Annotated in this window: 18 protein-coding genes; 10 read left to right on the top strand and 8 right to left on the bottom strand. The window is 45.3% G+C overall.

Going from position 1 to position 23,173, the window contains the following annotated elements:
• The first annotated feature begins 279 nt into the window (after nucleotides 1-279).
• Nucleotides 280-996 carry a LytR/AlgR family response regulator transcription factor gene (locus IAQ59_RS01245; RefSeq protein ID WP_209328940.1) on the top strand — a complete coding sequence of 239 codons (717 nt, stop codon included), beginning with the start codon at nucleotides 280-282 and terminating at the stop codon, nucleotides 994-996.
• Here IAQ59_RS01245 and IAQ59_RS01240 read toward each other — a convergent pair.
• The gene (locus IAQ59_RS01240; protein WP_209328939.1) at nucleotides 988-1,350 is read right to left on the bottom strand and encodes a response regulator; all 363 of its coding nucleotides are present in this window, start codon (nucleotides 1,348-1,350) and stop codon (nucleotides 988-990) included. The two genes, IAQ59_RS01245 and IAQ59_RS01240, sit on opposite strands and share 9 nt — an antisense overlap.
• Before the next feature lie 336 nt (nucleotides 1,351-1,686).
• Between IAQ59_RS01240 and IAQ59_RS01235 the strand changes: the two genes are divergently transcribed.
• The 3 genes from IAQ59_RS01235 (at nucleotide 1,687) to IAQ59_RS01225 (ending at nucleotide 3,476) form a co-directional block, all read left to right on the top strand.
• Nucleotides 1,687-2,622 carry a hypothetical protein gene (locus tag IAQ59_RS01235; RefSeq protein ID WP_209328938.1) on the top strand — a complete coding sequence of 312 codons (936 nt, stop codon included), beginning with the start codon at nucleotides 1,687-1,689 and terminating at the stop codon, nucleotides 2,620-2,622.
• 281 nt (nucleotides 2,623-2,903) lie between these two features.
• A complete protein-coding gene (locus IAQ59_RS01230) occupies nucleotides 2,904-3,083 on the top strand; it encodes a hypothetical protein (protein ID WP_209328937.1) in 180 nt (59 codons plus the stop codon).
• Between the two features lie 159 nt (nucleotides 3,084-3,242).
• A complete protein-coding gene (locus IAQ59_RS01225) occupies nucleotides 3,243-3,476 on the top strand; it encodes a hypothetical protein (protein WP_209328936.1) in 234 nt (77 codons plus the stop codon).
• A gap of 30 nt (nucleotides 3,477-3,506) precedes the next feature.
• Here the strand turns inward: IAQ59_RS01225 and IAQ59_RS01220 are convergent, their stop codons facing one another.
• A complete protein-coding gene (locus tag IAQ59_RS01220) occupies nucleotides 3,507-4,523 on the bottom strand; it encodes a PorP/SprF family type IX secretion system membrane protein (RefSeq protein ID WP_209328935.1) in 1,017 nt (338 codons plus the stop codon).
• Nucleotides 4,520-10,246, bottom strand: coding sequence for a PKD domain-containing protein (locus IAQ59_RS01215; RefSeq protein WP_209328934.1), 5,727 nt, complete (start codon nucleotides 10,244-10,246; stop codon nucleotides 4,520-4,522). The genes IAQ59_RS01220 and IAQ59_RS01215 overlap by 4 nt, the downstream gene beginning before the upstream one ends.
• A gap of 296 nt (nucleotides 10,247-10,542) precedes the next feature.
• On the opposite strand from IAQ59_RS01215, the gene IAQ59_RS01210 reads away from it, so the two are divergent.
• Nucleotides 10,543-11,832 (top strand): DUF445 domain-containing protein, encoded by a 1,290-nt coding sequence (locus IAQ59_RS01210; protein WP_209328933.1) that lies wholly within the window; start codon nucleotides 10,543-10,545, stop codon nucleotides 11,830-11,832.
• 101 nt (nucleotides 11,833-11,933) lie between these two features.
• On the opposite strand, the gene IAQ59_RS01205 is transcribed toward IAQ59_RS01210, so the two are convergent.
• Both IAQ59_RS01205 and IAQ59_RS01200 read right to left on the bottom strand, forming a co-directional pair.
• On the bottom strand, nucleotides 11,934-12,485 hold the full coding sequence (locus tag IAQ59_RS01205; protein ID WP_209328932.1) for a hypothetical protein: 552 nt from the start codon (nucleotides 12,483-12,485) through the stop codon (nucleotides 11,934-11,936).
• A gap of 130 nt (nucleotides 12,486-12,615) precedes the next feature.
• Nucleotides 12,616-13,314, bottom strand: coding sequence for a nucleotidyltransferase family protein (locus IAQ59_RS01200; protein WP_209328931.1), 699 nt, complete (start codon nucleotides 13,312-13,314; stop codon nucleotides 12,616-12,618).
• Between the two features lie 204 nt (nucleotides 13,315-13,518).
• Between IAQ59_RS01200 and IAQ59_RS01195 the strand changes: the two genes are divergently transcribed.
• The 3 genes from IAQ59_RS01195 (at nucleotide 13,519) to IAQ59_RS01185 (ending at nucleotide 16,322) form a co-directional block, all read left to right on the top strand.
• The gene (locus IAQ59_RS01195) at nucleotides 13,519-15,156 is read left to right on the top strand and encodes a tetratricopeptide repeat protein (RefSeq protein ID WP_209328930.1); all 1,638 of its coding nucleotides are present in this window, start codon (nucleotides 13,519-13,521) and stop codon (nucleotides 15,154-15,156) included.
• A gap of 463 nt (nucleotides 15,157-15,619) precedes the next feature.
• On the top strand, nucleotides 15,620-15,784 hold the full coding sequence (locus IAQ59_RS01190; protein ID WP_209328929.1) for a hypothetical protein: 165 nt from the start codon (nucleotides 15,620-15,622) through the stop codon (nucleotides 15,782-15,784).
• Between the two features lie 256 nt (nucleotides 15,785-16,040).
• Entirely contained in the window at nucleotides 16,041-16,322 is a 282-nt protein-coding gene (locus IAQ59_RS01185; protein ID WP_209328928.1) for a hypothetical protein, read from the top strand.
• 84 nt (nucleotides 16,323-16,406) lie between these two features.
• Here IAQ59_RS01185 and IAQ59_RS01180 read toward each other — a convergent pair whose 3' ends face one another.
• The 3 genes from IAQ59_RS01180 to IAQ59_RS01170 all read right to left on the bottom strand — a co-directional run bounded on the left by IAQ59_RS01180 (nucleotide 16,407) and on the right by IAQ59_RS01170 (nucleotide 20,231).
• Nucleotides 16,407-17,573, bottom strand: a complete 1,167-nt coding sequence (locus IAQ59_RS01180) for an MFS transporter (protein WP_245189349.1) — start codon at nucleotides 17,571-17,573, stop codon at nucleotides 16,407-16,409.
• Between the two features lie 153 nt (nucleotides 17,574-17,726).
• Nucleotides 17,727-19,151 (bottom strand): tagaturonate reductase, encoded by a 1,425-nt coding sequence (locus tag IAQ59_RS01175; RefSeq protein ID WP_209328927.1) that lies wholly within the window; start codon nucleotides 19,149-19,151, stop codon nucleotides 17,727-17,729.
• 12 nt (nucleotides 19,152-19,163) lie between these two features.
• Nucleotides 19,164-20,231 carry a LacI family DNA-binding transcriptional regulator gene (locus IAQ59_RS01170; RefSeq protein ID WP_209328926.1) on the bottom strand — a complete coding sequence of 356 codons (1,068 nt, stop codon included), beginning with the start codon at nucleotides 20,229-20,231 and terminating at the stop codon, nucleotides 19,164-19,166.
• 217 nt (nucleotides 20,232-20,448) lie between these two features.
• Here IAQ59_RS01170 and IAQ59_RS01165 point away from each other — a divergent pair, with 217 nt between their 5' ends.
• Nucleotides 20,449-21,864: a putative oxidoreductase C-terminal domain-containing protein gene (locus IAQ59_RS01165; RefSeq protein WP_209328925.1), complete on the top strand. Its 1,416-nt coding sequence runs from the start codon at nucleotides 20,449-20,451 to the stop codon at nucleotides 21,862-21,864.
• Between the two features lie 27 nt (nucleotides 21,865-21,891).
• Nucleotides 21,892-23,148, top strand: coding sequence for a twin-arginine translocation signal domain-containing protein (locus IAQ59_RS01160; RefSeq protein ID WP_209328924.1), 1,257 nt, complete (start codon nucleotides 21,892-21,894; stop codon nucleotides 23,146-23,148).
• Nucleotides 23,149-23,173 lie beyond the last annotated feature (25 nt).

The raw sequence follows: 23,173 nt of genomic DNA, 5'->3' as shown, positions 1-23,173 counted from the left end.
TCTCCCGATTATGATCAGGAAGGGCATGCGAATAAACCCGGACAAGTAGTGACCATTAAGAATCAATTATAGACAGATGAAATCGAGCATGACGCAAGCGACACACAGAGGGACGACTGTAATTCGTGCGACCTGCCTGCCGGTAGGCAGGGATTCCATTTGACCGCTGAATAACAATTATAGACACATGAAATCGAGCACGACGCAAGCGACACACGGAGGGACGATTGTAATACGTGCGAGATTCCATCTGACCGCTTAAGAACAAATTATAAACAGATGAAAAACAAAATAATCATTATCGAAGACGATCCGGATCTAGCTGAAAACTATTCGGAGTTGATCGAGGAGTTGGGATATGCTGTGCTGGGTATTTTTGACAATGCTCCTGCTGTATTGTATTTTCTAAAAGGGGCTAAGCCGGATTTGATTTTGATTGATATCAAGATTAAGGGGGAATTTGACGGAATAGATTTGGCAAAGGTTATACAGCGTGATCATGGGGTTCCCATAATTTTTATGACGGCTTTCTCAGACGATCGCACACTTGAACATGCATTTAGTACTAAGCCTTTAAATTACCTGGTAAAGCCTATTTCCAAAGATAGCTTTAAAACAGCGTTGTACTTGGCTACTTCTTCGATTATTCCAAAGGATGTCGATCAAAGGGGTCAACGAATTAAGGTTAGAGATAAGGGTTACATCACATATCTTTTTACTTATGAAATTGTAGCACTTAAAGCAGAGGGGTTGTATACTAGGTTAATTACCAGTAATCGAAGCACCATACTGGAAAGAAAAATATTGAAGGAACTACATGTCGAACTGCCGCAAGATCAATTTATAAGAGTACATAAATCCCATGTGGTAAACATCAAGTATATAAAATCCCTAAATAGTAAAACCCTCGTAGCAGGTCATTTGACCATCCCCATTCGGAGAGGATACTATAACGAATTGAAATCTATTTTGGATAATAATGAATATTTACAATAGCAACTCATTTATTTTTTCTACCAAGACCTTTAAGTTAACCGGTTTTTCGTAAAAAAAGTCAAATTTATAATCGCCTAATCTGGCAAATATCTTTTCTTTATTGCCCGCAGAAAAGCCAATAACTGGAATGCTATTCGTCCCTTGAGAAGACTTAATGTAATTTAAAAGTTCGATACCATCAACAAACGGCATCATTATGTCTGTGATGACAATATCTATTTTGGATTTTTCTAATATTTCAATAGCCTCCTTACCATTGTATGCGCTAATTACATTGTAATTGTTCGATTTCAGTACTTTGGAAACCATTAAGTTCATTCCGAGATCGTCCTCAGCTAATAGGATATTAGTCATAAATAGTTCTGATTTTTTCCGATATACTTTTAAATTTAAGAAAATAGCAAGATGTATTCAAATTTTTCTTTTGAATTAAAAGCTTCCGAGGTTAGTAATTCTTTAGGTGATTATCTGGTAATAAAGATAGGTTGATTTTGATCAAATTCAAACAATATTCAAATATGTTAATCAAGTACTACTGAAATTTCTAACGCTGCTTTTTTACTTGGAGGAACCATCAGTTTGCTGCAATGGCATTTTATTTACTGAAAGTGTCTTTTTATTTTGGATTTTCTTTTCAGGAGATATCTATGTTTAAATTTCTGGACGATTTAATAAATAAAACCAAACGTTATGGGGTTTAATATTTCATTGGATAATAGGGTGGATATGTATCCATTGACCGAAGACAGCGGATTTTACGATGTGCATGAACGTGATAATATTGTTATTTTTGGAATCAACTATTTATTTAAGTTAAAGATAAGGCATGAGCATGAATCTAGGTATCCATTGCGTCCCAATCTCGAGGATTGGGTAAGCTATGTGCTTCACGCCGGAATCTGTGTATTAAATATACCAAAATCCAATATCAATCTTAATATTGGCGTTGGGCTAAAGGATTACTATCAAAATCATGCCGACTTTTCAAATTTTATTACACTTAAAAAGGTTCGCTATATGTTCAATGGGGGACTTAGAAGCAAATCGATTCGTATTCGGAAATTTCATATTTACCCCAATCTCTTTGGTCAGGCAAATTGGATAGCTCATTCTATAGGGTTAAACACCTTTGTCGTTTTATACTTTGGTATGGATAGTCTTGAGGGAATTTTTTTTGACATTAAAAAGCCTTATTTAAATCAGAGATACGTTCTAGGCCCTGGATTCAGAGAATTTGTTAAAATTCAGGAAGCGGGTTCTTATTTTGAGGCAGAGAATTTATTAGAGAAGCTGGGAGAATCATCTGTAAAACTATCGGAGGATTTCGAGTCATTTTACATCAATTTCCTAAAAAAGAAGATCGAATTTATTTGTCGTACTACCGGTGATCTATCCATATTTTATGTAGAAGGAAATGAAGTGAACGAAAGCTTCCACCATAAGTTTCGTGATAAACTTGGGGTATTTGGAACCGTTTCAACTATCACTAATCCTTCTGTTGAATCTGCTTATGGCTTATCTTTAATTAAGAGCTTTCGAAAAAGTAGCATAGCTGAGGAGGTTGCTGTTTCTATTTTCCCTGATCACAGTACATTTGTGGCGAGAGATGATAATAAGTCGTTATAAGAATAGACTTTGCTTGGGTATGAGGTTGATTGAATTTGTTAATATTTCAGAATGTTCGGATATAAGTGTTTTTCTTTTTGTTTATAACGAAAGATTATATTTTAATTCTTTAGTAGATGTGCCGTACAAGTATTTTAGTTTTGAAATTGTTTCAATTAAATTTATTTATAGAAATTTGTCTATATACTTAAAGAATGCATCTTTAACAGATAGTGATGATAAAAACCGGAAAGAAACTGAATTAAAATTTCGAGAATAATTTTATCTAATTAATACAGTGTATGGATGCATTAATTTTCTTTGTTGGATTTTCGATCGGTATGATGTTTGGAATAGGAAATATTATTGAAATTTGCAGAGAATTTAGAGTGCCAAGTAGGAAGGCTCCTGATTCTGTTTTTGTGTATGAGCAATTTAATAGTGGCATCATTCGAAAGGTTATTAAAATTTATATAAACTGACATGCGGGGGTTAGTCTCTGATTATCAGAGGGAACAAAATTAACCACATGAAATCGAGCACGACGCAAGCGACGCACAGAGGGACGATTATAATACGTGCGACTTGCCTGCCGGTAGGCAGGGATTCCATCTGACCGCTTAAGAACAAATTATAAACAGATGCAATTAATCGATCTATTGAATGTCACGGAGCCCACAGATTCGGGAGTTTATTTAATATCGGAGGGTGAGAATTTATTTTTCGGTTCCATATTGGATATTCCCTCCAAATATCACCGTTCAAATGTAATGGCAATTAAGTATAAGAATCGGTTGGTTTCCATTCAACTAAAATCCACATCAAACACCCCAACGCTGGAGGAATTGGGATTTTGTTTTGAGTCAGGCGTTTAATAAATTCTAGGCAGATTTTTTACGGTAATTTTAAAAAGGGCAGGAAAGAATGGTTCTCCGTTGGTTACGCTTTCGCGGATCTCCCGCAAGCCAGGCATAGCGGACTGAAATTTCGTGGGCCCCAGCAGTGCTGCGGCCAAAGGCAGAAAGCATGTAATCGTAGCTGTAACCGATGGATAGTCCGGACTCCAGCGTTACGCCCATTAGCCCTACCAAGGTGGCCTGATAGGGAAGCTCCTCGGAACTGACCAACCCCCGGTAACCCAATCCACCGACAAATATGCCATACTGCTGCTGTACGTTGAGATCGATCTGCTTGAACGGCCCCTGTTCTTTGTAGTTTGCAGACAGAATGATATAGTTGTCCGGAATGCCGTTTCTAAAATCACGGGCATTGACATCGATCATATATCCTCCATGTACGCTCCACTTAACGGGCAGGCGATTGTCGTTGTCGTCCATGAAAAACGTATAGCTGGGGCGGGATACGTGATGGGCACTGGTTCCCAGCCAAAACCGGTGGTTCATAAACAGGGCACCAAAAGCGTAATCCAAATAATTGACTGGCTCCTGAAGGGCCATAGCATCCAAGCTAGTAGTGTTCACCGTTCTGTCAAACAGATTAATCTGATCGCCAAAAACAAGGTGGTCCAAGGCGGCATTGCGCATGACGTAGGAAAGCTGCCCACCGAACCGCAACGAACTATAGTCGTCAAGTGCTAATTTGTAGGCATAGTGAAGGCTCACATCGGTGAATTTCAGCTTCATGTGGGTTTCTTCAAAACTGTTAATGGCGAAGCCCACGCCGCTATTGTAATCCAAGATGTAATGGTCTATATAGGCAGAGTAGGAATTGAAATCGTACCCTAGTCCCGGCCATTGTTTGCGGTAATTTACCCCGACACGCGAGAGATCCGTGGAGCCGGCAAAGGCAGGACTTAAGTAAAGGGGAGCAGCGTAAAACTGCGAAAACTGAAAATCCTGTGCACGAACCTGGGCGGCCATACATAGGATGAGGATCGATATGACGGTGATCTTCTTCATCATCTTACCAGTAAAAATACCCCTGTTTTGGTAAAAGGCCTTCCATCCATCGTGCTATATTTTACTTGATACACGTAATTCCCCGGTATGGCCTCTTCGCCGTTTAGTCGCCCATCCCAACCCACTGTCTGTAATTCATTGGAATGAAAGACAATCTCACCCCATTTGTTCATTATTCGGAAGTCCATACTTGCAACCTGCAGGAATTTCGGAACAAAGTAGTCGTTCATGCCATCTGCATTGGGACTGAAGATGTTTGGCACCATCATAAAATGGTCGAGTATGGTAATCTGCATGGGGAAAATGTGCTCACACTCAAACGCATCCACAGCCCGTAAGGTCACGTCATAAGTACCTTCTGATTGGTACCGATGCACCGGGTTCGCCTCATCGCTGGCATTGCCATCGCCAAAGTCCCAATAGAAACTTCTGATATCCCCGCTGCTTTGGTTGATAAACTCCATGTCAAAATTAACCAAGTGGGCCTGATATTGAAGAAACGACTGGGAACGGTACTCTCCGGCGATTACCACTCGGCTATTGGCAACTTCATGGGATTCCACATATTGGCAGCCTGCTGCGTCAGTGACCGTGACAGTATAAAGACCAGGTTCTTCGGATTCCATTCGGTATCCATCGTTGGATACCTGTCCGCTGCTCCATTGAATCGTGTAGGGAGCCACCCCACCATCGATATTCAGCTCGAATACGGTTTTAATTTCCCTTGGTTCGCATTGGGCTTCTTGGTATTGAACGGTGGAAACCTCAATGGGACGCGGCCTACGTACCTGAAACCGCTGCGTGGCAAAGCAACCCGCGCTGTCCAATACTTCAACGGCATACTGTCCAGAAGAAAGGTTTTGGATATTTTGCGTTTCCGCTCCATTGCTCCACCGAAATTGAAACGGAGGCCTTCCGCCAGAAACCACGAGGTTGATGCTGCCGCTCTGCCCATTGTCACATGCCAGCGCATCTTCCACGATGCCTGTGACGATCAGGATATCTGGCTCTGTAATAATGAATTCCCTACGTATCACGCATCCAGCCTCTTCGGTGATCGTCACACCGTACTCGCCGGGAGGCAGGTTAAACAATGCAGCACCTTCAGGTCCGTGGTCCCAGATGGCACGAACAGGCCGTTGACCACCTACCAGATTCAGGTTGATATACCCATCATTCTCACCAAAACAAGTCACCTGCCCTACCTCCGGATCTACATCGAATACAGGAACCTCGGGAATGGTCACGGCTTCTACCGTCATACATCCGTTGGCATCGATCACCGTCAGCTCATATAATCCAGGGCCCAGTCCGGTTAGATTTGGCTGAATGGATCCAAAATTCCAACTTATCTGGTAAGGGGCAACTCCCCCGTTGATTTCGGAAGTAATGCTTCCATCGTTTGCGTTATAGCAGCTAACCTCCGTTGCGGTAAGTGATAGTGTTAACGGAGTAGGCGGCTCCAGAATCACTAGGTTGTCCAACGTCACTTGACAACCATTGTCATCGGAAACGATCACCGTGTAATTTCCCGCAAATAAATTGGCAGGGTTCTGATCGATTTCATTCGTCAGATTGCCATCCCTGAACCAAGCAAAAGAATAGTTGTCAGATACGCCTCCTGACATGTTTAGGCTTATCGCACCCGTATTCTGCCCATGGCAGAGGACATCCACCACGGCAGTAGCCGACGCTTCCAGGAGAGGGGGCTCCGTTAACTCAAAGGTGCCGGCAATGACGCATTCATTTTCGTCGGTAACTAAAACGGCGTAGGTGCCTGCCGGAAGGTTTTCGATCCGCCGATCTCCGGAGGTAAACCCATTCGGGCCGTTCCATTCGATGGTGTAGGTGTCAGTACCACCTCCCAGGTCTAGGTCGATAAATCCATCATTTCCTCCAAAGCAACTAACCGAAAATCCGTTATAGTCAGATAGCGTTTCGGTCAGGGAAACAGGTGCCGGTTCGATGATATCAATGGGGCCCGTTTCCACCACGCAACCATTGTCATCGCTGATGGTCAGTTCATAGCTTCCAGGTAGGAGGGTTTCAATGGACGGACTGGACGCGGTAAATCCATTAGGTCCGGTCCAGGAATACGTGTAATCTCCCGTTCCCCCGGAAAGCACTACTTCGATTCTGCCATCATTTGCCCCAAAACAGGATATCTGAAAACCGTTGTAGTCCTCCACACGTACTTCAGAAATGGCAATTCCCGTTTCAGGTTGGGTGATTTCCAATCCATCGATGGACTGGGTGCAGCCGTTTATATCCACCACCGTCACTTCGTAGATGCCTGCCGGGAGGTTGCGGAATACCCATTCTGTATCAAGTAGATTCTCGGCTGAACCGGCACTGCCTAGTGCTTCGCCTTCCACCTGAATGTAGTAGTTATATGGGCCTGCGGAGGGGCGGGTGATCTCTACGTGAATCTCCCCGTTGCTTTCTCCAAAGCATTGTACATTTTGCCTGAGGTCTACGTATTCCGTGATCTCTAGGCTTTCGGGCTCGGTGATTTGGTAGGTTTCGGTGATTTGGCAGCCATTCAAATCGGTGATGGTCACAATGTAGGTGCCTGCCGGAATATTTTCGAGGTTGGCAGCATCGCTCACGAATCCATTGTCACCTGTCCAGCTAAACTGGTATTCAGGGGCTCCACCCGACGGCAACAATCTGATAAAACCATCTGATGCGCCGTTGCATTGTATCTGAAAACCATTGTAATCTGAGACGTCGTCGCTAAGTACCAGGGGATCGGGTTCGGTGAGTGTAAAAAGTTCTTCCAAAGTACATCCACTCTCGTCTTCAACTAGCAGCCGGTATTCTCCAGGACCTAGACCGGTAAGGGTAGGAGAGTTGGAGGTAAAGCCGTCAAGTCCCTGCCAACTGTAGCTTACGTCTCCTTGACTTCCGGTTAATATATACGAAATGCTTCCATCTGCGGCACCATGGCAAGATATTTCAAAACCATTGAAATTCGAAACTACTAGGTTGCTCAGCTCCAATCCATTTTCGGGTTGGATGATAGGGATTTCTTCCAAAGTATCTTGGCACCCGTTGGCATCTATGACCCGCACGGTATACAGCCCAGCGGATAGGTTTTCGAAGGTATAGCTGCTTCCATCAAACCCCGATATACTACGAACAGGAAGGGGAGACTCGGATTCAACCAATTCAATCACGTAGGGGCCTACGGACGAGGACAAGAAATCAACATGAATGACACCGGTTTCCTGTCCGAAGCAGCCAACGTCTTCACGCAGCGACTCGTCCTCTTCAATTTCCAACGGATCCGGCTCGTTTATCTCGAAGATTCTAGGCTCTAAAGCGCATCCATTATCGTCGGAAATGGTAAGTTCGTAAGTACCCGGTGTAAGACCACTGATATCAGCCTCTGTAGAAGAAAAACCATTCGGACCGGTCCATTCTACATAGTAACTGCCGCTGCCACCCTGAACCACATTTCGGATATAGCCGTCATTCGCACCGTGACAGCTGATTTGAAAACCGTTGAAATCAGATACCTCCGAACTGACCGTTAGTTGGGGTGGTTGCTCAAGCGTAAGCTGCCCAAAGGATTCAGAACAGCCATTTTCATCGGTGACGACAAAGACATACGTACCACCGGAAACGCCGGAAATTGTCTCCGTGTCTGCCGTGAATCCGTTGGGCCCTGTCCAAGAAAATGTGTAATCACCCACTCCACCGGTAACGAAAAGGTCAATAAACCCATCCGTTGCTCCAAAGCAGCTAATCTGATAATCGCCAAACCTGGATGTTCTTAGCCCTTCTATCCTAAGTTCTTGCGAAGGCTGCGTAAGTTCGATGCCTTCGATTTCCTCTGTACATCCCCGTGCGTCAGTGACAATGACGGAATATTCCCCAGCTGCCAGATTCGATACGACGAAAGGGCCTTCTTCGTTTCTGGTAAGGGTTTGCGTAGAACCGGGTTCCTCTCCTGTCTCATGAATCTGCACTAAAAACGGCGCCGTAGAAGCTTGATCGATAGCTAGCGTAAATGAACCGGACGTTTCGCCGAAACAAAGAATGTTTACGCGTTCATCGGGATTTTCACTAATGGCCAGTTCTGCAGGCTCTTCAATGGTGAAATTTTCAGCAATAAAGCAGCCGTTTTCATCACGCAGTAAAATGGCATAGTCTCCACCCGGTAAATTTTCTCGCTCCATCGGTGTGGTTCCGGCAGGTGGCGCAAATACGGTCAATCCGATTGGATCGGGATTCAGTAAATCGACAAAATTACCTCTGTACCAAGTGATCTGATAAGTGCCCACACCGCCGGTGGGATCAATGGAAATAAACCCATCCTGCTGCCCAAAGCAGGATATATTGGAAAATTGGCTGTTTAATCGCAGCACCTCAGGCCCTTCGATTTCGAAAAGAGGCGTTCGTGTAATACATACCAGCGGATCCGATTCGGGAAACTCAAACACCCGCCCTCGGTCGTAAATTTCTGCATAGTAACTCCCGGATGTCAGTCCTGATAGTTCGTTTCGCACACCGACGATTTCACCCGCTCCATCTAAGATAAAGTTACTTTCAGAATTCCCCAGGAGCTCCCCAGACTGACTGTACCAAAGGACACCATAAGTAGTCCATTGCTCTCGGAGATTACCCGGAAACGGCTCTGACCAACCACCAGTGATGTCCAGACGGATGGAACCATCAAAGTTTTCCGGACAGGTAATGGGTGTGATATCCGACTCGAAGCTAAGGGGATTAGGTATGACAAGCTCAAACTCCCTGCCTCCTTCGCAGGTAAACCTGTCGCGGATTTCTACCCGGTAGCTTCCTGGTAGGAGGTTTTGTACCTGTGCTACCACCAGCCCTCCCTCTTGAGACTGTATCGTGTAGTCCATGGTCACCAAGTTGTCGTTTTGGTCATATACCAAAAACTCCAAAAGGGGCAACGCAGCATTGTTGATGACAAATTCTGCTATGCCGGTATTGTCTCCCGGGCAGACCAACCCGCTAAAATTCATGGCGATATCCAAGGAGTAGGCCTGTCCCAAAGGCCCCGCAGCCCGTTCATACACTCTACCCAATCTGTCTATTACCACCAGCCGATAGGGCTCTTCCCGATCCAATGGATTGGCAAGCGTCCCGAAGGTCGCCGTGGCACTTTGGTCGAACGGGGATCCGTTGGTTACAATACGTTCGTCAAATAAATTACCCTCGCTGTCGAAAAGTTGAAAGATAAAGGGAAAGGAAACCACGCTGGTAAGCGTTGGCTTATAGGCGGATGCCGTAATGCTTATTGTACCCTGACAGCTACTTTCATTGTAGTTCAATGCAAGTATAGGGGGAATTACCACTATTTCCATTGGAAATACATTGCTTTGATCCGTACCGTCGCTTAGTTGTACATTTACAAGAATACGGACACCTTCGGCAGGCCAACTTGGGATATAGGTAACCGTAGGAACTATCTGATTATTTGGCAACACGTCATATCCATCCCCTGGCAAAATGGAAAGGGTCAATCCATCACTGCCGCTATAGGTATATTCGATAAACGACAAATCTATAGTCAGCTCTTCGCGATATAGCATTGCAAGCTGTGGTCTCTGACCGGTAATTACAATGGTGTCAAATGTAAACTCGCCGCCGCCGATTGAATGATATAGGGTCAATGCAGTCAAAAAAACTCCCAAAACCCCAACGAGACCGCGTCTGAAAAAGGAACTATATGTCAAAAACCGGTAAACCATTCCAAAAATAGTTTCAATGAATTTTTTGAAGTTAGTCGAGACGCGAAAGATCATCTTTCAGCTGAACCGAAAAATGAAAACACAATTACAATGATATTTATATTTTCCGACATATTTACACGGGCAACAACTTAAATTTTGCCTTTGGCCTGTTTACGACAACATATACCTACAGGCTCCAATGGTTGGGTAAGGCTAATAGAAGCCGACTAGGCCCTCCGCTACGGGATAACTACGAAGTTTTGAATGATTTTTGATATTTTAACCGGAGAATTTCAAAGAGTCGAGTCTTGCCTATGCATCTATCAAAAAGTAATGTCGGGAAACATTCTCTTTTTTTCGCGATACTTGGTTTTGTGTCGTTGGAGGTTTCAATCTATTTAGGATGGCTGAGCGAGCCTCTTTGGCGCATACTGGCCGCGGGTTTTGAGGCCGCTACAATTGGGGCTGTAGCCGATTGGTTTGCGGTAAGTGCCTTGTTTTATGAAATTCCCATTCCGATTGTCCGCAGGCACACCAATATTATTGTTAAAAACCGGCGGAAATTGACCGAGGGAATAGTCGATATGGTTACCAACAAGTGGCTTTCGCCCGAAAGTATCCGCGATAAATTAGCAGGTGTAGACCTGGGCGAAAGCCTGATCCAAGAACTTAATAACCCGGATACCCTAGGGCGGTTAATGGATGTATTGAGAAGGATCATTCTCAGCCTGTCCGATCATCTGGACAGCCCAAAGTTGGTCCTTTGGATGCAAAGGATCCTTAAAAACCAAATGGAGAGACTGGAAATCGAAAAACCCCTCGGTGAATGGATTCAGGAAATCATCAAGGAGGGCAAGCACCACCCGCTGCTGGAATTGCTGTTGGACGAGATGACTGAGTCTATCCACAAGCCCGAGACTCGGGAAGTGGTTTACAAAAAGCTTAAAAGCGCCTTGGATGCCTATAGCAGGCAGGATTGGGTAAAGGGTACCACGGTTTGGATAGGGAAACGGACGGGTGGAATAGACATAGATCTTTTGGCTGATCGGCTGATTGATATCGCTTTGGTGCTTGCAGAGGAGGTGGGAAGGGATCGCGAACACCCACTTCGGCAAAAGCTGGACCGGTCCGTTTTGGAATTCGCAGCCAGCCTGATGGACACAGGAACAGGCAGTCGGGAGTATGTCCAAAACCTAAAGCGCAACCTGATTCTGCATAAGGGGGCACAATCGATTATCCGGCAAGCACTAAATGGCGCCAAGGAAACCATACATGATCATTTGTCGCACGCAGAGACCTCCTTGATGCAGTTTTTGATTGAAAGAACACAGCGGTTTTTACATGAGCTTATGGCAGACCGCCGTAGCGTGGATGCCATGGATAACTGGCTAAAAGCCACCCTTTCTAAGCTGCTCAACACCTACCACCCGGAAATCGGCAACATCGTGCGGGAAAGTTTGGAAAAACTGGATAACCAAGGGTTGATGGAACAAATTCGGGATAAGGTCGGAAACGATCTACAGTATATCCGGCTTAACGGGGCTGTGGTCGGTGGCTTGGTCGGATTGACCATTGCGCTGATACGCTGGGCTTGGCAGGCTTAGCCGCCGGGTTCAATGGTTGCTCGTAGTGACAGGGTGGCGTTGGTTGGGGTAGAAGATACTGGGCAGACTTTTTGAGTAACCCTGATTGGTTTTTCTATTGACTAGTTTCCCTTTATCCCTACCCTTGTGCCAATGCTCAACCCGACCATGTGAAAATATCCCTGGTTTGTGGCGGGACCCTTGCAAATAGGATCGCTGCAACCGGCGTTTAAAATATGGGGCGTATAGCCTAACCGGAGAAATAATCCTTTGCCTTGCCGCTGATATCGAAAGCCAATCGTTGGGACCCACCATTTCAGGGTTTTTTTCAGATTTCTGTAATCACGCTGAAGGTCGGAAAACCCTAAAACCACCCCCAGGCCGGTTTCCAGTGAAAGGGTTTTGCCATAACCCAGATTTACCCCTAGTGGTATCATGGGTACCCAGCTTCCGAAGTGGAACATCCCTCCGTCGCTTGGGAAAAGACCCATACCGGCGCGACCAGAAGCGAAATATCGGTTGGCGATCGGGTACATTTTCTCAAAATTTGCAGAAACCCCCGCCGCCCCACCAAGTTCAAGGAATACATTGGCACCGGAATGGTTGGTGACATCTTGCCCGAAAGTCATGTGGCAAATGACCACCACGAAAGAGGTGAGTAAGATTTTTTTCATAATTTGTTGCCTGATTTTCCGGATTAAATATACCTAGCGTTTCTGGGGATTAAAGGTATTTATTTCGGTCTTATTGGTTAAAATCAATAAAACGTACTTTTTTTTTGGCATTTTATACTAATCTAATCCGTCAAAGTTCCTTCTTGTTTAAAAAATGTCCGAGGTCATTTTTTGTGTAGGCATCGTAGTCCTCTTCCGTATCAATATCAATATGGCCATTGGGAAACGCTACGGTGTCTACGTCATCCCTATGCCGCCCAATAAGCTGCTTTGCCCCGCCCTGGCCCTGCATTTTTAACATATAGGAAAAATAGGGTTTTTTGAATACTACAGGTACACCTAGAGTGTCTGCGTAGGTGCTGGCGATGATGCCTTTTGTACTCTTCCGACTGCATGCCAACAGACGCAGAAGCAAGGAAGCATCGACAAACGGCTGGTCACAAAGCAAAATCATCACCTGATCTATGGAGGGATCTTTTAACACATGTTCCAAACCGGCCCGGATACTGGTAGCCATTCCTTGATGCCATTGGTTGTTTATAACTAACTGAAAATCATTAGAATATAGATTTGTTATTAACTGGCTACTGTAAGCGCCGAGAACCAACACTTTTTGTCGGAAGGGCACTTTTCCCGATTCCTCCATCATGCGCCCCATGAGGTGGGAGTGTCCTGCCGGGAGCAGTTGCTTGGGTCTACCCAAACGGGAGGAGTTCCCTGCTGCCAATAAAATGAGTGCAGTGTGGATTGCTTGCATGCCTAAATATAACGTAAATGAAGCGTACTGTATGGTCTTTTTGTTTACAAAAATGATCATTTCATTATTCAAAGCCCAGGGATGGATTAGCAACTGTCTTCTTTGCAGTAGAATTCGTTAATGGTTCACAGTGTTTACTAGTAGTGGGATTTTTAGGGTCAGAGTAGTTGCCCCCCAATGGTGAACTGTTCTATTTTCTATAAATTCCAAAAGTATGAAATAATAAAAGTAAATACTATTTTAGGTCAATTAATAAAAAAATCAGTGTATAAAAATATGATTTACATTAAATTATTATTATATATATTTTTAATAGCGGTGAGCGGGTTAGCCCATGCCGCTAACGATGACACTGTTTCACAGGATTCGTTGATGGTGAAACGTTATTTTGCCTTTCTGGATTCATCCCGTACCTTTCAAAATAAAGATCTAAAGAAGTCCCTTTATTTTGTAGATCAGGCTAGGGGGTATGCAGATTCATTGGAAAAACCGGGCCTTTTAGTCAAAGTTTTCAATCAATATGGTAGAGTTTATTTTACAGCGGGATTGGCGGAACTTTCTTCTGAATACTATGTGAAAAGTTACGAAATCCTAAATGAAGCCGTCGACCTTCCCCAAATCGATCAGATCAGTACCCTTTTGGGTATTGGAATCAATTACTTATTCTTAGAGAATTACGACTCGGCCGAGGAATATTTTATTCAGGTAGAGGAGATGTTGAAGGAGCTTCCAGAACCTGATTATCCGACCCTTTCTGCGATCATCAATAATCTTGGTATAATCTACAGGGAAAAAGGTGATCTGGTGCGGGCGTATAGTTTTTTGGAAGCGGGAATTAAAGAAATCGGAACACTCGATCCCGAAAATAAGAATCTAGGGTACCTTTACAATAACCTCGGATTAGTTTACCTCCAAATGAAAAATTACGAGGCAGCCCTCGAAGCTTTTGGGGTTGCCGAAGAGATTGCATTTAAAAGTAATAATTCTCCGGATTTGGCTACCAGCTACAGCTATATGGCGGAAACCTACCAAAAAATGGGTAATATCCCTTTGGCTATCCGTTATGGCAGAGAATGCAATCAACTAGCGGCGGTCGGAGAAATATTAGCGGTGCAGCACAATTGTAGTGATTTATTGGCCAACTTGTACAAGGAGTCGGGTAGGCTTGATTCTGCGTTGTTTTTTCTGGAGGAGAAGGAGCAATTATTCAAGCAAATCAACCAAAGTAAGGCGGAGAAAAACTTATTGACCCAAAGCCTGGATGAAATGCATGCCCTGGAAAAGGAAGCGTTAGTGGAGGAATCAGAAAAGAGCTATAAGAGCCTTTTTTTATTCTTGCTGTTAAGCCTTCTGATTTTGGGGATACTTCTTTTTCTATACTTCAATATTCGTAAAAGATATCAGCGGGTCAGCTTGGAAAAGATGCAGCTAACGCTCGTTTCCAAACAAAAGGAACAGGAAAAGCAGCTCTTAGAGGCAAAGCTCCAAGAAAAAAGCAAACAACTTACGACCAAATTACTTTACGAAACCAAAAGACTTCGCATCGTCAAAGACACGGTAGATAAACTGGTAGGGAATAGAAATGAATTTTCCAAGCAAGGAAAGGCAATAGTCAGCAGCGTTGTCGGAGAATTGAGTCAGCTTGATCAGGATAATATTCTTGCGGAATTCGAGACGTCCTTCTTGGACTTGCACACAGATTTTTACAATAACCTGTTGAATTCCTTTCCGGACCTTACGCCAAACGAACGGCGGCTTTGCGCGTTAATTCGGCTAAACTTGAACAGCCGGGAAATTTCGGCACTTACCGGGCAAAGCAAAACCACCCTCAATATGGCCAAGACCAGGTTGAGAAGGAAATTAAATATAACCCACAGCGATCAGGATCTGTATGACTTTTTGTCTAGGTTTTGAATGAGACTTTTTTAAATTTACATTTCGCCCATTTCAGCCCTTTTTCAAAGTGACAAACCCAAATATATTTATGGTATTTAATTTATTGATAATGAGGTAAAAAGGGTGGTTTGTAATGTTAATGTTACTGGGATTTTTTGCCTGTAGTCCAATTGTATATGCGGGAATTATTTTCCTTTCCGGTGTATCGTTTTTATTTGTCTTTGTGAATAAAATATCTGAAAAAGGATAATCCATTAAAGCTGGGCAGGCGCCCCTTAACACTGACAGCGGGCGGGCATCGCCGGGGAGGGGTGTATCACTCGGGCGAAACCCCTAGCCGGGAAGTACAACCCGAAGGCAGCAGGATACCGTTCAGACCGAACATCTATTCTACCGCACTGCTCGATAAAAACCGGAGCGGCATTACCAAAACGTTGGCTAGGTCAACTAAATAAGTAGTATTCTTCAAAATTAAACTATTATGGAAAGCGAAAAAACAGTAAGCAAAGCACGTAAAAAAGAGTGGGTTGATCCCAAGATGGAACTTATGAATATCAACGGAGGGATTTTGGTTAATTTTAATGAGAGTTTTGATGCAGGTACAACAGTGAATGGTGGATTTATTTTAGGTACCGCTGGATCCTAGTTGGACATTTCTAGTTGAGTTTATTGAGCCTGTCGGGATGATCGGGATCTTTTTCGTTTTGGTCGAATTAAATATTACTATTACAGTATTTAATGTATGTATTTTAAGCAAGTAGGGTTACGTTATTGTTATCAAGGTACTATTCTATTTCTTTGTATAGAAATCAATCGTAGAGAGGTCTATTGGGTTTAGGTTTGGCGAAGTGGATGTACCTAAAGCTAAATTGAAATAACAAACTTTATATCTTTAATATAAGATGTCAAATAGATTTAATGAACAGGCATTTTGCCTAACTCGCGTTATACGCCTACCTATTTTTGATTACTTTGCAGGTGGGTATAGATTGGTTTATGACGGTAAGTACATTACATTGTATGGTAGAGATAAAAACTACAAAGGTTTTAAGGTCAATGATAAGCATGAAGATTGGTTTGAAGAAATGGTCTTAATTCCTGTTGTTATGGAAATACGAAACGCAAATCCACAGATAATTGAAGTTACAGATACTGAGATTGTTTTCGATTTGGGTTGCCTATAATGGATTGCTTGCATACCCAAATATACGGAAAATGTGGGACTCGTTTCGTATTGAGTTCATCAAGGGGGGGGGTGGGTTTATGGGCTACTTTCCCATTTTCACCTTTTGGTCCATCCGCCGTGTCATTCCAAAAATCAAAAGCAGAAATAGTACCAAAAATCCCAAAAGAAAATGGTAACCGGTATATACGGCGATTTTGCCGAATAGGAAGGGCATGAGCGTGATTCCCACATAGGCACTAGCCATTTGGAATCCCATGATGGTTTGGGAGTTTTTCTCTCCAAAATTGACCGGAGTTTCGTGCAGCAAGCTCGGGAAAATCGGTGCACAGCCTAACCCAACCAAAAGGAAGCCGGGAACAATCGTAGTTTCAAACGGCAGGAAGAGCAATCCCAAGCCGATCCCGATCACCCCTTGCCCGGCATAGACCAGCTGCCGATTGGTCAAATGGGCGGTCAAAAAGCCGGATAAAAACCTTCCTATGGTGATACCCAAAAAATACAGGGAGGTAAGCCTTGCGGCCTGATCGGGTTCATAACTCCTTTCAAGTACCAAGTAGCTCGCCCCCCAAAGTCCAAAGGTAGCTTCTACGGTACAATAGCAAAAGAACACCACCAAAGCCTCCTTTAGCCCGGGTAGGGCCAGTAGGCGGGAATTCTGGGCGATTGCGTCGGTCTTCTGTTTAGAATCATGGCTGGACGGACTTTTGACCCAAAGCGGAAGCGAGAGCACTAAGATGAACACCAAAACCAGTTGAATCCAAGCTACCGTACCATAGCCACTGGACCACGAAGCGCCTTTTGCCAGATAAGCCGCCATGATCATAGGTCCTGCCGCCGCGCCAACGCCCCAGAAACTATGCAGCCAGTTCATATGCCTCGCTTCGTAGTGGAGGGCCACATAATTGTTCAATGCGGCATCTACACTTCCTGCACCGAGCCCCAGCGGTACAGCCAGCAGACAGAGGTATAAAAACTGACCGGAAAAAGCGAATCCCATCAATGCCAGCGCGGTAAGAAATACACTGATAGTGGTAATCAGCGGTACACCGAAACGATTGATGACCTTTCCGCTGAAAAGGCTGGAGATTACGGTCCCCGCTGCGACGATCATGGAAATGATTCCCGCATAGTCAACCGGTACCCTCAGGTATGCAAACATGGCGGGCCATGCCGATCCAAGCAGGGAGTCGGGGAGGCCTAGGCTGATAAAGGCCAGATAGATGATCAAGAGGAGAAATCGCTTTTTCAACAGATAGGTGTTCCCTAATTTTCTTTAAAACTCCCAGAAAAATACACAAAACTACTGCTCAACATGACCTCGTCATGGGGGATCAACAGGTACTTCCACGGCTTGCCCCCGTTGGGCAAGGTGAATTCCGATGCATTCCTACAGTTTAGCCGGTTAAGCCCTCCTCTCCAACTCCTCTCCAAGCAATGCCTTAACCTCCCGAATGACCACATCGGATAGCCCGGGGTATTGGTTCAGGTCTTGACCCCAAAAGGAAATCCTGGCCAGTGCTTCCGGGACTACTTCATAGGCATCATCGCTGCGCCAAGCGTCTGAAAAGTATTTCATGACTTCTTCCGTATCATTTACAGGCAGTTGCTGTCCTTTATACCTGCCCCGGTAAAAGACCAACAAGGCGGCCAATGACCGGGTCAGAAGTGGAGGCAGGGATTCTTTTTTTCGGATATACCCCAGCAGGGAGGGCAGTACACGTACACGGAATTTGGAAATGGAATTCAATGCGATGGCACTCAATTGGTGGCGGATAAAGGGGTTTTTAAACCGGTCCATGACCGCCTCGGCAAAGGGGATCAACTCTTCGGGGGACCTATCCATGGAGGGGATGATTTCCTCGTAAAGGGCACTTTTCAGAAAGGCTCCCATGGTCGGGTCATCCACGGCTTCTTTGACGATGCGGAGGCCTTGCAGGTATGCGAGAGGGGCAAAGGTGGTATGGGCACCGTTTAGAATGCGGACTTTTCGAGTGCGGTACGGAGTGAGGTCCGGCACTATCAGCACATTCAAACCGGTCTTTTCTGCGGGGAAGATTTCCTTAAGACTTTCCGGGCCCTCGATAGCCCAAAAATGAAAGGGTTCTGCCACTACCATGAGCTCGTCCTGGAACCCAAGTCGCTTCTGGATCTCGGCCGCTTCATCGGTGGGATAACCGGGGACAATCCGGTCTACCAACGTATTGTAGTAATGCACGCACTCCTCGTGCCACGCGGTGAAGGTCTCGGGTAGTTTCCAAAGTGCGGCATACTCCAACACACAACTTTTCAGCTTCTCTCCGTTGCCCTCAATCAGCTCGCAGGGCAGTATATGGAGATCAGGTGTCATCAAATCATGGTTTGCGGAAAACCGATGGTAGAGCAATGCCGTCAGTTTTCCGGGAAAGCTGTTGGGGGTTTGTTCAGGATTTTTGTCGGATTTATCCACGAATATCCCCGCCTCGGTGGTATTGGACACGATCCAGGTTAGATCGGGGTTGAGTCCCAATGCCAAAAACCCCGCATAGTCCAGGTAAGGATTGGTGGCACCATGGACGCAGGTGACCAAACGGCTTTCATCAATCGTTTGACCCTGCTGAAATCCTCGTGTAATCACGTGGTAAAGCCCCTCTTGGTCGGCTATGTCCGTGGCCGGGCGTTTGCCGTGTACCTGTACTAGCTGAATCGCTGCGTTGAAACCAACTTTTTCGTTCATGAGGTCTACCATCCAATCGGTGAATCCCCGTAAAAAATTTCCGGTACCGAACTGGAGGATTTTTATCGGTCGCACAATGGTGACGGCGGCAGTTGTTCTATTCAATTTTTGCATCGGGAGGTTCGTTCAAAAGGGAGTTGCCGGAGCAATTTTGGCAACAGGGTTTGAGGCTATTTTTTGTGTAGATTTTCGGAAAATCACCTTCGGGCGGAGCATCACCTTTTGAATAGGAAGGGACTTTTCTTCACTTTCCAGGAGGTCAAAGAACATTTTGGCAACAGATTGTCCCATCGGAATACTCACTTGGTCCACCGTAGAAAGCGGAGGGTCGGTAAATTCCGTGAAGGGTTCGTTACCAAACCCGGCCAAACCGACCGCTTCCGGGACCTTTATACCGTTTTTTTTGAGTTCTTGCAGGGCGCCTACGATGGAATAGTCGGACGCAGAAAAGATCGCATCGAAGGGAATTCCTTGGTTTAGCAGGGAGGCGACACTTTCGCGGCCGTCTTCCAACTGTAGGTTACTGTAAAGGATAAGTTCAGGATCTACCTTTAGGCCATAGTTTTCCAGTGCCTGCCGATAACCTCTCAGCCTTTCTTGAAAGATGTTGATTTTCATGGGACTGTTGAAATGGGCTATTCTACGGTATCCTTGCTGTATCAGATGTTCTGTCATCTGAAACGCTGCCTGAAAATCGTCGATGACTACCTGACTGACCGGAAGCTCTTCCGCCACCCTGTCGAAAAATACAAGGGGGATACCCCTTTCAATCGCCTTTTTAAAATGTGTTAAGGCCGTGGTATTCTTTCCCAGGGACACCATGATGCCGTCTACTTGCGCATCGATCAGGGCATTGACGGTTTGCTTCTCTTTTTCGTAATTGTCGTATGATTGGGTGATGACGACCCGGTAGTCGTGTTGGTTGGCGTATTCTTCAATACCCCTTACGATGGAGGAGAAAAAGTTTCTGTTTACCGTAGGTATAATAATTCCGATGAGCCGGCTTCGTCCGTTTCGTAGGGCCACCGCAAAGGAATTTGGTTTGTAGTTGATTTCTTTAGCCGCTTCGTGCACAAGTTCTTTGGTGCGGGCACTGATCCTCGGGTGGTTGTTCAGCGCCCGGGAGACCGTGGATGCAGTAATGCCCAATTTGTTGGCGATGTCGTGGATGGTGGCTTTGTCTTTTTTACTCATTGAATTGCGGGAGTAAAACGGCTATTTTTGGGAATATTAGGAATTTAATCCATTAAATGCAATCGATTGCGCACAATTCTGTTTTATTCTTCTTTTTCTTTCTCTATATTTATTCCCAAGAAAGACCGGAGAGCCATGTGGGTTTCATCCTAGGCCTTTGAAATCAGCTCATTAAATCCTAATTTTCAAATTAATACCAAATAAATCACCAATTTCTATGAATGTATCGTCTAGGTTTTTGACAGGCGTTTGCCTTTCTTCCTTATTTTTAACCCTTTCCTGCTCGAGTGAAACTAAAATGGAAACAACTACCCAAACCAAATTTGAAGGAAAAGAGAATGAGATCAAATTGGTCACTTTGGATCCGGGGCACTTTCATGCCCACCTGGTGAAAAAGGCTACTTACCCGCAGGTTGACCCCAAAGTACATGTCTATGCTCCTGCGGGACCGGACCTTCAGGCTTATCTAGCGGCGATTGAGTCTTACAATACCCGTGCGGAGGATCCCACCGACTGGCAGATGGAGGTGTATGCAGGGGATGATTTTTTGGAAAAGATGGTCGCAGAAAAGAAGGGTAACGTGATGGTGACGGCCGGAAACAACCGAAACAAGACCAAAAACCTGCTGGCTGCCGTAAAGGGAGGATTTCATGTGTTGGCGGATAAGCCAATGGCCATTGATCCCGCGGGATTTGCGGTGCTGAAGGAAGCGTTTGAGGTTGCCGAAAAAAACGATGTACTGCTTTTTGACATCATGACAGAACGGTTTGAAATCAGCACCATCCTACAGAAAGAGTTCAGCCTGGTTGAAGAAGTATTTGGGACCCTGCAAAACGGTACCGTCGAAGAACCCGCGGTGACCAAAGAAAGTGTTCACCATTTTTATAAGACGGTATCTGGTAAGCCACTCCAAAGACCGGGTTGGTTTTACGATGTGACGCAACAGGGAGAGGGAATTGTGGATGTGACCACGCATTTGGTGGACTTGGTGCAGTGGGAATGTTTTCCCGGAAAAATCATTGATTATACGACCGATATTGAGTTGATCAATGCCACACGATGGCCTACCGACCTGACCTTGGAAGAGTTTACCCGTTCTACTGGATTGCAAGAGTTTCCGGATTATTTGGCCCCCTATATCGAAGACGGTATTTTAAAGGTATATGGAAATGGAGAAATCAACTACAAAATCAATGGTGTACATGCCAAGGTTTCTGTTATCTGGAACTACGTGGCTCCCGAGGGCTCTGCCGACACGCATTATTCCATTATGCGCGGCACCAAGGCCAACTTGGTGATCCGGCAGGATAAAAAAGAAAACTACAGGCCGGAGCTGTACATAGAGCCTCTTTCTTCCACCGGGTTAAAAGAATATCAGGATCAGCTCTTTGCGGCGGTACAAAAGCTTAGTGGGAAATTTCCGGGACTCGGCGTAGTGAAAGTCACGGATGCAAATGCATGGAGGGTGGAAATCCCCGAGGCATTCCGTACGAGCCATGAAGACCATTTCCGTGAAGTAACCGAAAAATACCTAGAGTACCTCGTAGCGGGTGAGTTGCCTGATTGGGAGGTGCCTAACATGATCGCCAAGTACTATGTGACCACCTCGGCGTTGGAAATGGCGAAAAAATAACGAATTCCACCCAATAGCGACAATCACGTGAAACGAAACCGAAGAGATTTTCTGAAAACCACTGGACTTGCTGGCATGGCGTTGGCTACTGGGCCGGTTTGGTCCATGGAAGGCCAACGCATTCAACTCGATAACCGACAAGCGCTCATGGAAAATTTAATAGGTGGTTACGGATCTTGGGCCAATTCGCTCCATTTAGAGGGGCTTCCGAGGCTTTCTTTTAGAAACAGGCAATTTACTGACCTCGACGCATGGAAGCAGCAGGCGCTGGAGAAGGTGAAAGACCGTTTGGGTATTCCCGATCTGGGTCCTACCCCTCAGGTTACCGTGCACCGTACCTACTCCTACGATGGGTTACAGGTGGAAGAGGTTAGTTGGCAGTTACCTTATGGCAACCCTACCAAAGCGGTAGTACTGAAGCCACTAGGAGCAACGGGGAAACTCCCTGCTATCCTTGGGCTTCACTGTCACGGCGGCAACAAGTATTTTGGCCTGCGTAAAATCACCCGTACCAGTGACAATCCACACGAACTGATGGTCGCCCATCAGGATCATTATTATGAGGGTACAGCCTGGGCCAATGAAATCGCAAAGCGAGGCTATGTAGTATTGGTAGCAGATGCTTTTACCTTTGCCAGTCGCAGGGTGATGCTTTCCGATGTCCCAGAGCGGCAGCGCCACGGACTTACGGATGAGAACCCGGAAGACCCCAAGAATATTGAAGCGTACAATACTTGGGCAGGCAACCACGAACATGTAATGGCCAAATCCCTTTTTTGTGCCGGTACCACCTGGCCGGGCGTCTTCCTTGCGGAGGACCGGGCGGCATTGGATGTGCTTTGTTCCCGTCAGGATGTGGATACCTCAAAGATCGGCTGTGCGGGTCTTTCCGGAGGCGGACTTCGGACGGTAATGACCGGTGGTCTGGATCCCCGGATTAGCTGTGCGGTTTGTGTGGGATTTATGAGCACGTGGACGGACTTCTTGTTGCATAAGTCATTTACCCATACCTGGATGGCCTATGTGCCCATATTGCCGCAAGAGCTGGATTTTCCGGAGATATTGGGTTTGCGTGCACCAAATCCCACGTTGGTGCTGAACGACATAGACGATGCGCTATATACCATGCCTGAAATGGAAAGGGCCGATAACATCCTCGCAGAGGTCTTTGACAAAGCAGGGGCATCTGACAAGTACCGTTGTTCGTACTATCCAGGTCCACATAAATTTGACAAGGCTATGCAGCAGGAAGCGTTCGATTGGTTCGATAAATGGCTCAAATGATGCATAAATTGCTACTAACAATACA

Origin of the sequence: Lunatimonas salinarum, assembly GCF_017811155.1 — a bacterium.
In the GTDB taxonomy this organism is placed as follows: domain Bacteria; phylum Bacteroidota; class Bacteroidia; order Cytophagales; family Cyclobacteriaceae; genus Lunatimonas; species Lunatimonas salinarum.
Note: the sequence above shows the minus strand (reverse complement) of the source record. Positions and strands in the feature narration are given on the sequence as shown.

Excerpts from the sequence above, each read along its gene's own strand:
- IAQ59_RS01245 (WP_209328940.1), top strand. The coding sequence starts at position 280 with ATGAAAAACAAAATAATCATTATCGAAGACGATCCGGATCTAGCTGAA.
- IAQ59_RS01240 (WP_209328939.1), bottom strand. The coding sequence starts at position 1,350 with ATGACTAATATCCTATTAGCTGAGGACGATCTCGGAATGAACTTAATG.
- IAQ59_RS01235 (WP_209328938.1), top strand. The coding sequence starts at position 1,687 with ATGGGGTTTAATATTTCATTGGATAATAGGGTGGATATGTATCCATTG.
- IAQ59_RS01230 (WP_209328937.1), top strand. The coding sequence starts at position 2,904 with ATGGATGCATTAATTTTCTTTGTTGGATTTTCGATCGGTATGATGTTT.
- IAQ59_RS01225 (WP_209328936.1), top strand. The coding sequence starts at position 3,243 with ATGCAATTAATCGATCTATTGAATGTCACGGAGCCCACAGATTCGGGA.
- IAQ59_RS01220 (WP_209328935.1), bottom strand. The coding sequence starts at position 4,523 with ATGATGAAGAAGATCACCGTCATATCGATCCTCATCCTATGTATGGCC.
- IAQ59_RS01215 (WP_209328934.1), bottom strand. The coding sequence starts at position 10,246 with ATGGTTTACCGGTTTTTGACATATAGTTCCTTTTTCAGACGCGGTCTC.
- IAQ59_RS01210 (WP_209328933.1), top strand. The coding sequence starts at position 10,543 with ATGCATCTATCAAAAAGTAATGTCGGGAAACATTCTCTTTTTTTCGCG.
- IAQ59_RS01205 (WP_209328932.1), bottom strand. The coding sequence starts at position 12,485 with ATGAAAAAAATCTTACTCACCTCTTTCGTGGTGGTCATTTGCCACATG.
- IAQ59_RS01195 (WP_209328930.1), top strand. The coding sequence starts at position 13,519 with ATGATTTACATTAAATTATTATTATATATATTTTTAATAGCGGTGAGC.
- IAQ59_RS01190 (WP_209328929.1), top strand. The coding sequence starts at position 15,620 with ATGGAAAGCGAAAAAACAGTAAGCAAAGCACGTAAAAAAGAGTGGGTT.
- IAQ59_RS01185 (WP_209328928.1), top strand. The coding sequence starts at position 16,041 with ATGTCAAATAGATTTAATGAACAGGCATTTTGCCTAACTCGCGTTATA.
- IAQ59_RS01175 (WP_209328927.1), bottom strand. The coding sequence starts at position 19,151 with ATGCAAAAATTGAATAGAACAACTGCCGCCGTCACCATTGTGCGACCG.
- IAQ59_RS01170 (WP_209328926.1), bottom strand. The coding sequence starts at position 20,231 with ATGAGTAAAAAAGACAAAGCCACCATCCACGACATCGCCAACAAATTG.
- IAQ59_RS01165 (WP_209328925.1), top strand. The coding sequence starts at position 20,449 with ATGAATGTATCGTCTAGGTTTTTGACAGGCGTTTGCCTTTCTTCCTTA.